We start from the raw sequence: 12,374 nt of genomic DNA, 5'->3' as shown, positions 1-12,374 counted from the left end.
TTAATTCCCTTGCAATGGGGCGTTTAAGGTTTTCTCGATGCGATCGCGCGTTTCCAGCAAATGGGCCTTGGTGTATTCATCCCCAGAACCCACCCGCTTTAACTGTTTATCCAATTGCTTGAGTTTATACCAAGCCAAAGTCCGGGCATCTTCAGGGACACTTGTCTTTCTTAACACCATAGCCGTCAAAATATCTAGATATTGCCGCTGTAAACCCCGCCGCAGGCTAGAAATCTTCAATGATTGACTCTTTGGTTTTAGTACTTCCGTCCAAACTCCATTTTGCAAAGTATTAAACAACTCAGGCAGACTCAAAGCCTTACCTGACTGGCTTTTGAGTTCAATATCCTTAAGACGAGAAAGGCGATCGCTTGAAAGCAACTCTCGCAAAACCGCACCTTGCATGAACAAAACCAAATCATGAATCGGAAAATCCAAACGCCCAACTTGAGGAGTACTCCCCCAATGTCGCCAACGAGAAGGGGCTAATTTATTCAGCAATTCCGGTGAAAAATTCAGCGCCTCCTCTGCAAACACATACTTTTGCAGCGTCGCTAACGCCTGCCGTTGTTGTTCCACTGACACCGATGCAAAGGGTAAGCGGTTTTCACTTTCACCCCCATGAACTCGATAAAAAGACTGTCCACCAATGTACTTGGTAGTATAGAATATTTGCTGAAAATAGTTTTCTAAGACAGTAATAAAGCGTTCACTCACATTGCTGTAACTCTCGCCAGCACTTAGAGAACTCTTTTGAAGACGATCCCAAATCAGGCGAGAATTATCCAATTGCCACTGGGAATAAAGCAGCACATTACCGCTATTATCCCAAGCAGCAGCAGTTGGATCAAGATCATATACATCCTCATCAGTCGAATAACTCAACTCCGGCTTGTAAGATTGCCTGGCAATTTCCTCTAAAATCGGCTTTTCTGCTATGGGAGTTTTTGCCTCAGTTGTTGTGTAGCCATACTGAATCGCCCAATCATCATAAGGCCCCACCATATTAGGAAAATAATCTCCTTGCTTAATACCTTTAGGGGCAATATTCGGCGGGATGTAGTCCATCACCGATGCCGTCAAACCTTTAGTACGAGTGATATCCTGATTGTTCATCTCCTCTGGAGGCAATAGAGTACTACCACGAAAATTGTGGCGTAAACCTAGAGTATGTCCCACTTCATGAGCAATAATTAAACGTAAATATTGATCGATATAATCTTTTACCTGTTCTTGACTAGGAACAGTATTTGGCAACAGTGACATCGCCAGTGAACCAAAGGCAAACTGGTTAGCAGCTTCCATCCCATAGCACAAATCGTACTGACTCGCCAGTTTTGATAAATTGCCAAATAACCTGTTTTTTCCTGGGGACTGCTGAGAAATGCCATTGGCACAAACCAGGCGATTTTCCATCAATGCCGACAAGGTAGTGGGGGATTGTGTTTGGTTAGGTTGGACAATTTTGCGATACTCATTTTTCAGTGCCCGGACAAAACTACCATCTACAAGAATATCTGCGTCCAAAATTTCCCCAGTCAACGGGTTAACGCGGGATGGCCCCAAGGCAAAAAATCCATCTACTGTATTAATCCAGCGAATTGTGTTGTAGCGGATATCAGCTGAGTCCCATTTGGCGTTATCCGGCATTTGCTTGACTTCAATTGCATCCTTGAATCCTGCCTGTAAAAAGGCTTTGTTCCACATCAACACGCCTTCTTTAATGGCATCACGGTACTCAAAAGGCACAGCATTATCAATCCAGAAGACAATCGGTTTTTTGGCAAGAGAAATTGCTGCTTTTGGATCTTGTTTTTCCAAATGCCAGCGATTAACATAACGCACAAAAGAATCACCGTGATCGTCTTTGGATAAATCCTGGTAAGCAGTGATAAAATAACCCACGCGATCATCAGCCAAACGCGGTTGATAATTATTATTTGGCAGTTGAGAAAGACTGTAGTGAACTCGCAGAGTAAAACCACGGCTGTCAGGTAATGCCACCAAATTTGTACCTGGACTCTCACGGCTTTTACTACTATTAGCAAAATTAAAAACTGACTCAAGTTCTAAGTTTTGTGGAAAAACTTTTGCACTGCCAAAATAAGACTGTTCTGGGCTAGCAGATAAACCCAATTCCGCCGCTAATCCAGATAAATCTGTCAATAGCAAATCACCCAAATCAATGAGAATGGTTTTGCGTTCTGGATGAATGCTTTTAATGGGAATCGTGTAGAGAACAGAGTCACTAAAGGATCTGGCAAGCGATCGCACTTGCGGATCTCCTTCCTGCGTCCGAAAATTGACATTACGGACAACAAACTGTAATTTATCATCCATCCGCTGGAAATAAAATAAAAAGTTTTGTAAAGGTATACCGCTGTAAATACCGCCTTCGCCAATGCCCGATTCTAAATTTGCCGTAGCTAAGTAATTTTTATTTAGTTGTTCTGGCTTAATTTCTAAATATATTTTATTCTTTTCTTGAAGACGATAAATGGTAAATATTCCTTCCTCTTTTTTATAGTCTTTCACCAATTCACTAAAGGGTGTAAAATCATCTTTTTTGGTTGGTGTTTTCACATTTTCAGGCTTTTTTTTGGGCTTTTCTGGGGTTTTTGCAACTTGCAAAAATGGTTGCTGTTCTAGCTTTTTAATATCTTTAACTACCCAAAAAAAGTCTTGCCGCTGTGGCTGTTTGTTCTGATTAATCACCCATACTTTTGCTGGTGGTAGCCTGAAGTTTTGACTACCACTCCCCATTAGCTTCTCGTTGGTAGACAAATCTGGATGTACCCGATTAACAAGTAGTGACTTGGCGCTAGCGCTTCCTATTCCTAAAAATAAACTAGGTAACAAAATTATATAAAAGGTGAATCTGTTCATCCCATCCATCCCTATTAACTATTTTTTTTCAGCAGCAGCAACCAATTGCATTCAGTGCTCATGTCCATTTTTTAGATTGGTTGCATTGTTTTAATTTAGTATTTTTTTTAACAATTATGTCTGTAACAAAAAATACGTATAATTATATATCCAAGAATATATTGTACTGGAATAAGTAAATAGAGCAACGTAAATAATTAAAGGTTTGTAGTAAGGGCTTCAGCCCTACTTTCTCAAGAGAAAGCGGGCATAGCTGCCCTTACCGCGTAGCGTCTACCACAGGAGATAGAGAGGGCTAAAGCCCTCACTACGATCTAATACCAATTTGAAAAAAGAATGTGACAGATACAAGCCCAGAAACCTATCAAATCAAGCTTGCTTAATTTTGAATTTTGAATTTTGAATTTTGAATTGGTATAATTTCAACATTTCTTACTTTACGTAAATATTTGTCGTTGGGATTAGGTAAGAGGGTTTTAGACTATTTCAAATTTCTGTACGCAGTTATCTTTATTTATGCTTTTATACTTAAAAACCCCCAATTTCTACTGTAAATAGGCACACTTTTGCATATTTACCGAAGCAACAAAACTTGCACTTCCTCTCCTGGAGAAATTAATGTTTTACCCACTGGTAAAATAGCTAAAGCATTGGTTTGAGCTAAATTAATTAAATTGCCAGAACTTTGACTACCACCGGCTGGAGAAAATTTATAAACGCCATCAATTAAATGTAATTTACCCCAGACATAAGTTTCCCGCTTGCCATCTGATCGCAATTCAAAATGGGTGAGCACTTTCAAAAATTCTGCTTCCCAACCTTCAGCAACTCCAGAAATTTTTTTGATCGTCGGTTGCACAAACCGCCAGAAAGTCACCAACACAGCAGCAGGATTGCCTGGTAAACCAAAGTACAATGCTGTAGTGCGTGGGGGGAATAGCCCTTGCTGATTGAGGAAAGTGGCGAAAGTGAGGGGTTTTCCCGGTTTCATATTCACAGCGCGAATGTGAATTTTTGCGCCCAGAGACTCAAGAATTTGCTCAACATAGTCATATTCCCCCACAGAAACCCCACCGGAAGAGAGTACCAAATCAGCATTGGCGATCGCATAAGTCATAGCTTCGTGCAAAGCAGCTGGTTCATCCTTAACAATTCCTAACAATAGCGCCTCCGCCCCACATTCCCTAACCAAAGCCGCCAAAGCATACTGATTAGAATCCACAATTTGTCCTGGTTGCAGGGGTTGATCTGGCGTTACCAACTCATCGCCAGTTGAAATAATCGCCACCCGTGGACGACGGAAAACAGTTAATTGAGGGCATTGTGCCGCCGCTAACACAGCAATTTCTGGACCCTTTAACCGAATTCCCCCTGGTAAAAGGTTTGTTCCTGCTTGGTAAAAAGCTGCTTTGTGTCTGACAAATCCTTGGGGTTGAGGCGCTGCGAGAATAAAAACCCGATTTCTCTCCCGGTGTGTTCTCTCCTGCATCACCACAGTATCCGCGCCTTTTGGCATTACAGCACCGGTAAAAATCCGCGCCGCTTGCCCCGGTTGAATTGTCACCTGGGGCTGATATCCTGCGGGAATCTCTTCGACAATTTCTAAAACCGTCGGTTGTTCAGCGCTAGATTGTTGCACATCTTCATAACGCACTGCAAAACCATCCATCGCCGAATTATCCCAATGGGGAAAATCCAAAGGACTAATCACAGGAGTTGCCAAAACGCGATTAGCTGCCGTTAATAAATCTACAACTTCAATATCCAGTTGTTTATCTAACGGTTGCACCAAATTTAAAATAATACTTTCTGCATCCCTGACTGACAGCATATTAAAATTCCGATTTGCCATCAAAAAAGACATAAAAAGTGCTGAAATATACTAAGCTGTTGGGCTTTTAATTTGAACATCAAGGGCGGGCTTTCCTGCCCACCCCACAAGAGTTAGATTGAATGATGGTATGCACATTATAGGATTGTCAGCTTAATATCCCTCAGCACTACTAAATCAGTCTGTAAGCTTTCTTAGTTGCACCGGCATGGCTAAATAAGTCATCTTCAACCCACCCAATGGTGTGAAAATAACTGGGGTTAAGCTTTGATTCAAATGCATTTGAATTTCTGAAGATGGTAACTCTTTCAAGCCTTCCATTAAATATTTGACATTAAAGGCAATATCGATGTTTTCTCCAGATATCTGTGCTGGCATTGACTCTCTACCACTCCCCACATCTTGGGCTTCACAAGATAAAGTAATTTCTTGACCTTCTTGATCAATGCTGATTTTCACAATATTATTCTTCTGATCAGCTAAAACGGCAATCCGCTCTAAAGTGCTGATGAATTGACGCCGCTCAATGGTCACTTGACGCTCAAATTGGCGCGGAATTAGTTGCCGATAAGCGGGATATTGCCCTTCTAAAGTACGACTGGCTAACCGTTGATTTTGCCAGGCAAAGACAACTTGACCTTGATCAAAATATAAAGCTACAGTTTCTTCTGATGGGGAGCTATGAGCCAACATCCTCTGTAATTCCCGTAGTGCTCTGGCTGGTACTGTCACCTCTAGCTGATCAATTCCCCCCAGAGGACGCTCGTTAGTAGTTTCCACCACTGCTAGACGGTGTCCATCAGTAGCGGCAAATTCTATGGTGTCTTGTTTTACTGTTAAATGGACTCCGGTGAGGACTTGCTTTGTTTCATCACCACTAGTAGCAAACAGTGAACCCCTTAATCCTTCAATTAATGCTGCGGTGGTGAGATGAAGTGCTTCCGCATTTTCAATGATTGGTAGTTCGGGAAACTCTTCTGCACCCATGGCTCGCACTTGATAACGGCCACTCTTGGGTGTGAGGGTGACAATTAAGCCTTCCCCGGCGTTTTCAGGGCCGATAGCTGATTCAACTTCTAGAGTGATTTCCCCTTCTGGTAGACGAGAGGTGATGTCTACAAGCAGTTTAGCAGGAAGAGCGATCGCTCCCCCTTCCCATACTTCAGCATTAAAACTGGTACGGATACCCAAGCTCAGATCAAAGGCTGTTAAGCTTACTTGGTTAGTTTGAGCATCCGCTTGCAGCAGCACATTGGCAAGTATTGGATGAGTCGGCCGTGATGGTACTGCACGGCTAACGAGTGAGAGGTTTGTACTGAGATCGCTTTGGGCGCAAACTAATTTCATAAAACAGGTTGAGCTAGTGAAGCATATCCTAGCATTCTTATGGTTTCCACGGGAGTAGCGATCGCCTAGCTTACCAGTGAGAATATCTGAGCTAGGTAACTACCACCAAAGATATATTTTTCCTGTGAAGTACCCCTTTTTGCTTCGCTGAAAAAGGGGCTTCCAATTTCAACTACAACAATGACGGTCTTATTCGTCTTTCGGGTTTCCCGTCTCATCCGCTGTTGCCACGTTAGGGATTCCTATTGCTAGGAGTTCGGGACTAAACCCGATGATGGTCTTACACAGCATCCACAGGCAGCCGCCCATCTTCCATAGGCAGTTTAATTGTTTTACCGTACATTCCTGTGTGGCTTATCTTTTACCGCCTTAGTAGATAGGCGAACCAGTGACCGGAATCTTTCCCCCTTTCTCACGCTCTTATACTTGGTAAGCATATTACTGCTACTGTGACCGTTTGTTATGAGCCATGTGGGCGGGTCATCGACCATTTATATAATCACATAAATGTATCTACAGCAGCGATACATGATGAAAGAAAGCTCCATCAGAATCAGGTTGTCACAGAAACGGAACGACAAACTTAAGGCTTATGCACAAAGCAAAGAAAAAACAGTTACGCAGTTGGTTGAGGATTGGATCGACAGGTTGCCTAGTCCCAAAATCGACGACTTCTCATCTACCCCACTCCCTAATCAACTGAACAGTTGATATTAGTCGGGGATGGAATCGTCGCCGTCCGCTCCCTATCCCCACCCTATGAGTACATTGAGGGTGGGGACTTCCGCGACACGTTAAAACTATTAATAGCTGTGGAAAATGTGGAAAACCTGTGATATGTCTGGTTGACAAATGGTTGAGAATCTAACTAATTTGTGGAAAACTTGTGGAAAAACTGGGGGGTTTTTCCACAGGGTAATTGTACTTAATGGAATTTACTGTGAACTATCTTAAGTTTTCCACAGTCTTTTCCACAAAAGGTCATTTTTTTTCCACAATTAAAGTTTAATTTAATCATTTTTTATACTTAACTTAATATTCTCCCTTAAAGGCTCGGATGTCAAGGTTATAATTAGGATGGTGGCTGTGGAAAACAAGGTTTCAGACAACTCAGGGCTGTTTTTGGGTGCGACAGAGCATCTTAATGCGATCGCTCAATTGACGCAATGTTTGTACTAAAGCTCGTTGACTTTCCGTGCGCCGTAGTCCTTCGCTTTCCTGGAGTTGGGCAATTTTGTCACAACTATAAATCACAGTTGTATGGTCTTTACCACCAAACTCTTCGCCGATCCTCGGTAAACTCAGGCTCGTATGTTGCCGCATTAAATACATTCCTATTTGCCGCGCCCAGCTAATTTCCCGCCGCCGCGAATTACTTTTGAGGTCTTCAATAGGGATATTAAAGGCCTCAGCAATCACCGTCAAAATTACCTCTGCTGTCGCTTCCACCTTCTCATTTTGGGTAACTAAAACTGGTGTGATACTTTCCACCGTCATCGGTAAACCCCAAATGGAGATATAAGCCAGTGCCCGAATTAAGGCTCCTTCTAATTCTCGAATATTATTCGTATAGTTAGAAGCAATATACTCAATGACATCTCTAGTCAGACGAATATTTTCATACTCAGCTTTTTTTTGTAAAATCGCCATTCTAGTTTCTAAATCTGGCGGTTGAATATCGGCAATTAAACCCATAGAAAACCGGGAACAAAGACGTTCTTGCAAGCGTGGAATCTGGTTAGGAGGGCGGTCAGAGGCAATCACAACTTGCTTACCCGCTTCATGTAAACTATTAAAAGTATGAAAAAATTCCTCTTGGGTGTACTCTTTCCCCTCAAGAAATTGAATATCATCGACCAACAACACATCAGCCGCCCGGTAATGTTCCCGGAAACTTTGCATACTATCCTTACGAATTGCTGTAATTAAATCATTAGTAAACTGCTCAGTAGAAACATAAAATATTTTAGATTCAGGACAAATTTCCCAGCGATAATGACCAATAGCTTGCATTAAGTGAGTTTTACCCAAACCCACCCCACCACATAAAAATAACGGATTGAACTCTTTACCTGGAGATTCTGCCACTGCTAAAGAAGCAGCGTGAGCCATGCGATTGTTAGCACCAACTACAAACCGCGAAAAGACATATTTAGAGTTTAATTCTGTGGTTTTTTGTGTTTTCTTAGCAGTACTTTGATTAATCTTATTAGTGGCTGGTAGTTCCCAAGCAACCTCCGTTTCATTAATTTGAGAAACTTCATCACCTTTAGCAACGGTAATATAAATTTCTAGGGGATAACCCAAAATATCTTGCACTACACGAGCAATAGTATTGATGTAATATTTTTGTAACCAATTGCGGGCAAAAGGGTTAGGAGTACGGATTACCAAGCAATTATTTTCTAAGCGTTCTGCACTAGCAGTTTTGATCCAAGTTTCAAAGGTGGGACGAGACAGTTCTAGCTGTAAGCGCTCCAGTACTTGACTCCATAGACTGTCTAGAGGAATTTCCATCATTTACCACCAATGAGCGAATCGTCAAAAATAGAAGAGAAAATAAGAATAAGCACTAATTTAACATTGAGATGCCCTAGACCTGGAACCAGGATTTAAGGTCATCATTCTGGGACACACTCGGTAGCCAAGATCCTAGCATCGACTAACTAACACGGAGAAGTAACGACATATGAAGACACAAGACCATAACTTAGGGCTGAAAAATGTTGATTTAGGGTATTCACTCCGTAGTTGGAGAGGAAGAACTATAGTACAGATGCTACTAAGTGGAGTAGTGTTGGTGTCTCTTGAGAGCTGCACTCTGCAACCTGTTAAGAACTTTGAGAATCAAAGAAACGGTGCACAAGCTGAAAAAACAACTGCCCCCCTTCCGGTAATTGTTCCGACACCCATAATTTCGTCCTCTGGAGATCCTAACTTTGTCGTTGGCGTCGTGCAACAGGTAGGAGGTGCGGTAGTTCGCATTGATGCTTCCAGAACTGTGACTTATAAAGGGCCAGAAGAATTTGCAGATCCGTTTTTTCAGCGGTTCTTTGGTGATAGAGTGCCATCACAGCCAACACAACGGGTAGAAAGAGGTAGTGGTTCAGGATTTATTATTAATGCCTCCGGTCAAATTTTGACTAATTCCCACGTTGTTGATGGTGCTGACAGAGTTACTGTCACCCTCAAAGATGGGCGGACTTTTGATGGTAAAGTGCTGGGTGAAGATCCGGTCACGGATGTAGCGGTGATTAAAATTGACGCCAATAACCTGCCAATCCTGTCTTTGGGTAACTCCGATGCTTTGCAACCGGGAGAAGCGGTAATTGCGATCGGTAATCCTTTAGGTTTGAATAATACTGTTACCTCTGGAATTATCAGTGCGACGGGCCGCTCTAGTAGTGACATTGGTGCTAGTGACAAGCGTGTTGACTATTTGCAAACAGATGCCGCGATTAACCCCGGTAACTCTGGTGGGCCTTTGCTAAATGCTCGCGGTGAGGTGATAGGGATGAACACAGCTATTATTCGCGGTGCTCAAGGTTTGGGATTTGCCATTCCTATTAATACGGTGCAAAGAATTTCTCAGGAATTGATTACTCAAGGAAAAGTAGATCATCCATATTTGGGTGTTCAAATGGTGACGCTGACGCCAGAAATTAAGGAAAGAATCAAGACCAGATTTGGCGATCGCGTGAATATAGCAGCAGATCAAGGCGTTTTGCTACTTAAGATTGTCCCTAACTCCCCAGCCTCTGTTGGCGGAATGCGTCCTGGTGATGTGATTAAAACCATTAATAACCAGCCGATGACTAAAGTCGAAGATGTGCAAAGGTTAGTAGAAAACAGCAAAATTGGTAATCCTCTACAAATCCAAGTAGAACGCAATGGCAAAATTACTCAACTAGCAGTTAAACCAGAACCTTTACCCGTACAACGTGACCAACGTGAGCAACGTGAAGGCTGATTTTTATTTGTCAGTTGTCAGTTGTCTTCCCATTACCAATTACCCATTACCCATTACCCATTCCCTAAAGGAGTTTTTGCGATGGCTGAATTAAACCCAATTATTCAATTAGGAAATCCGATATTGCGCCAAAAAGCCGCTTGGGTGGAGAATATTGACGATGAGTACATTCAACAACTGATTGATGACTTAATCGCCACTGTTGCCAAAGCTAACGGCGTGGGAATTGCGGCAACCCAAGTAGCAGAATCCTATCGTTTATTCATTCTGGCTTCTCATCCTAATGCCAGGTATCCCTACGCCCCTTTGATGGAACCTACAGCGATCATTAATCCCAAAATCATTGCTCATTCAACTGAAGTTGTCAAAGGTTGGGAAGGTTGTTTGAGTGTTCCAGGTATTAGGGGTTTAGTCCCCAGATATCAAGCAATTGAAGTGGAATACATTGACCGCAATGGCGAGTTGCAAACTCAAACATTAACTGATTTTGTGGCGCGGATATTTCAACATGAAAATGATCATCTTGATGGGATTGTTTTTGTAGATCGCCTAGAGAGTAATCTCGATATGATCACTGAGCAGGAATTTCAAAAGCGAGTAGTTAATAAAACCTAATCTAAAATATCTCTTAAGAGTGAGACTTAACACCAATGCTAGAAGTTATATTTAACATAATATTAACCTCTGGCTTGGTGTAGCTATTGAGTACATGATCAGAACTGTCAGTAGTGGCGATAGGTTAAAGTGGAAATCTCTAGATTTTTGGAAAGAACAGTCAATTTCTTTGATTCCCTTAATGACAGGCTTGGCGGTGACGGGAGGATTGGGAATTAAGGGTTTGGTAGGGATTCCTGTGTACATTATTGCCGCCGATGCTACTCGTTGGGTAATTGATTATTTGGCGGTGCAAGTTATACCATCAGCAGTTTCTGCTGAATATCAATGTAGGGAAGTAGCTGCACCGCCTGTAAAGATAGCCTATAGTGTGGTGCATGTGATAGCGGGAAGGGTGAGGTTTCGTGTGCCTCAAATCGCTGAAGATCGGGCCTATGGGCGGCGATTAGAGAGGTTGCTAAAAACAGATACCCAAGTTGTGAGTGTGCGTGTGAATTATGATGCGGCTTCTATTGCGATCGCCTATCAGTCTGGTGAGATTAGCATATCTCATTGGGTGAAGCTGATGGAGTTGGCTCTCTACCATCAGCAAGATGAGATCGACATCCTGAGTAGATTACGTTAGAGAGCTTTCTTATCAGTTTCTCATTTACTGGAGGTCATGGAAAATTATGGCAAAAATTACTGATTTCGTAGAAGATGCAGGTGCTCCAGGAATCATCGTCGGTATTGGGGCTGTACTGCTAGCTCCTGTTTTAATTCCCATTGTGGCAGGCGTTGGTAAACCTATAGCTAAGTCGGTGATCAAGGGCGGACTTGTAGCCTATGAGAGAAGCAAAGGTGCGATCGCCGAATTAGGCGAAACTTGGGATGATATTATCGCTGAGGCTAAGTCGGAAATAGCGGAAGCCAAGCAAACAGCATCTTTTGAACCTGCTGAAGTTACAGCAGATAATGGTGCATAAATCTGCAATTTTTCCTAAGTAGGGTGGGTAGTACCACCCTCTAAATCTTCGTGATCACCGCAGATAAATTGTTTCCATCGGCGTTTATTTATCAGAAAGATGTTTAAACTTATGGATCAAGGAGCTTTAAAGACACCATCCAAACCTATATCTACAAAAATTGTTAGTAATACTCCTGGAAGGCTACGGTTGAGAGTTGCTCAAGGCGATCGCCAATCCCGAAAAATGCATATTATTACCAGTGTCCTAGAAGCACAACCTAGCGTTAGTCAAGTCAGGACTAATATTCACCATGGGAGTATTCTGATCAAACACAGTGGCAAAAAAGGCAGTTTAGAAAATGTGCTAGCCACACTCCACGATATAGGCATAATTTTTGGCGATATTAGTCAGGGTAGCACCGAGGCGGCGGTGAGTTTATCCATTGCAGTTGTGGACTTGAATAGACGAGTCGAATTAGCAACAGACGGTGTGGTTGATTTGCGCTTCTTTTTCCCCTTGGGACTGAGTATGCTAGCTGTTAGGCAGTTACTGGTTCAAGGTCTGCAATTAGAAGTTATTCCCTGGTATCTGTTGGCGTGGTATGCCTTTGATAGCTTTATTAAACTAAACGAGATCCACCAACCACTGCTAAGTAGCGAGTCGAGGTGACATACTCCACACACTCCCCTTCGGGTGAGTGTGGGCTTCTCAACGACTCCTCTATGAGGACATTGATTGAGCTTTGAGGGCGTGTGTCCCACGCGCCTTTATGTTAATA

At 42.5% G+C, this 12,374-nt stretch carries 8 protein-coding genes and 1 pseudogene; 5 read left to right on the top strand and 4 right to left on the bottom strand.

The window, feature by feature from the left end:
* From H6G32_RS22595 to dnaA, 4 genes are all read right to left on the bottom strand, one after another.
* Positions 1-2,886, bottom strand: a complete 2,886-nt coding sequence (locus tag H6G32_RS22595) for a zinc-dependent metalloprotease (protein ID WP_190462374.1) — start codon at positions 2,884-2,886, stop codon at positions 1-3.
* A gap of 574 nt (positions 2,887-3,460) precedes the next feature.
* The gene (locus H6G32_RS22590; protein WP_190462372.1) at positions 3,461-4,717 is read right to left on the bottom strand and encodes a molybdopterin molybdotransferase MoeA; all 1,257 of its coding nucleotides are present in this window, start codon (positions 4,715-4,717) and stop codon (positions 3,461-3,463) included.
* A 177-nt stretch (positions 4,718-4,894) separates the two neighbouring features.
* Positions 4,895-6,064, bottom strand: a complete 1,170-nt coding sequence (gene dnaN / locus H6G32_RS22585) for a DNA polymerase III subunit beta (protein ID WP_190462370.1) — start codon at positions 6,062-6,064, stop codon at positions 4,895-4,897.
* A 1,110-nt stretch (positions 6,065-7,174) separates the two neighbouring features.
* A complete protein-coding gene (gene dnaA / locus H6G32_RS22580; protein ID WP_190462409.1) occupies positions 7,175-8,581 on the bottom strand; it encodes a chromosomal replication initiator protein DnaA in 1,407 nt (468 codons plus the stop codon).
* A gap of 172 nt (positions 8,582-8,753) precedes the next feature.
* Between dnaA and H6G32_RS22575 the strand changes: the two genes are divergently transcribed.
* The 5 genes and pseudogenes from H6G32_RS22575 (at position 8,754) to H6G32_RS22555 (ending at position 12,265) form a co-directional block, all read left to right on the top strand.
* Positions 8,754-10,034 carry an HhoA/HhoB/HtrA family serine endopeptidase gene (locus H6G32_RS22575; protein WP_190462369.1) on the top strand — a complete coding sequence of 427 codons (1,281 nt, stop codon included), beginning with the start codon at positions 8,754-8,756 and terminating at the stop codon, positions 10,032-10,034.
* Between the two features lie 81 nt (positions 10,035-10,115).
* Positions 10,116-10,649 (top strand): peptide deformylase, encoded by a 534-nt coding sequence (gene def, locus H6G32_RS22570; protein WP_190462367.1) that lies wholly within the window; start codon positions 10,116-10,118, stop codon positions 10,647-10,649.
* 130 nt (positions 10,650-10,779) lie between these two features.
* Positions 10,780-11,226: pseudogene (locus tag H6G32_RS22565) on the top strand (hypothetical protein); the annotation flags it as partial.
* 94 nt (positions 11,227-11,320) lie between these two features.
* On the top strand, positions 11,321-11,614 hold the full coding sequence (locus H6G32_RS22560; protein ID WP_190462362.1) for a DUF5132 domain-containing protein: 294 nt from the start codon (positions 11,321-11,323) through the stop codon (positions 11,612-11,614).
* Positions 11,615-11,713: 99 nt separating this feature from the next.
* Positions 11,714-12,265 carry an HMA2 domain-containing protein gene (locus H6G32_RS22555; RefSeq protein ID WP_242046702.1) on the top strand — a complete coding sequence of 184 codons (552 nt, stop codon included), beginning with the start codon at positions 11,714-11,716 and terminating at the stop codon, positions 12,263-12,265.
* The last annotated feature ends 109 nt before the right edge of the window (positions 12,266-12,374 follow it).

The organism is Cylindrospermum sp. FACHB-282 (assembly GCF_014697195.1).
GTDB lineage: Bacteria > Cyanobacteriota > Cyanobacteriia > Cyanobacteriales > Nostocaceae > Cylindrospermum.
Note: the sequence above shows the minus strand (reverse complement) of the source record. Positions and strands in the feature narration are given on the sequence as shown.

Coding starts and splice junctions, on each gene's coding strand:
- dnaA (WP_190462409.1), bottom strand. CDS start 8,581: ATGGAAATTCCTCTAGACAGTCTATGGAGTCAAGTACTGGAGCGCTTA.
- def (WP_190462367.1), top strand. CDS start 10,116: ATGGCTGAATTAAACCCAATTATTCAATTAGGAAATCCGATATTGCGC.
- H6G32_RS22575 (WP_190462369.1), top strand. CDS start 8,754: ATGAAGACACAAGACCATAACTTAGGGCTGAAAAATGTTGATTTAGGG.
- H6G32_RS22560 (WP_190462362.1), top strand. CDS start 11,321: ATGGCAAAAATTACTGATTTCGTAGAAGATGCAGGTGCTCCAGGAATC.
- H6G32_RS22590 (WP_190462372.1), bottom strand. CDS start 4,717: ATGCTGTCAGTCAGGGATGCAGAAAGTATTATTTTAAATTTGGTGCAA.
- dnaN (WP_190462370.1), bottom strand. CDS start 6,064: ATGAAATTAGTTTGCGCCCAAAGCGATCTCAGTACAAACCTCTCACTC.
- H6G32_RS22595 (WP_190462374.1), bottom strand. CDS start 2,886: ATGAACAGATTCACCTTTTATATAATTTTGTTACCTAGTTTATTTTTA.
- H6G32_RS22555 (WP_242046702.1), top strand. CDS start 11,714: ATGTTTAAACTTATGGATCAAGGAGCTTTAAAGACACCATCCAAACCT.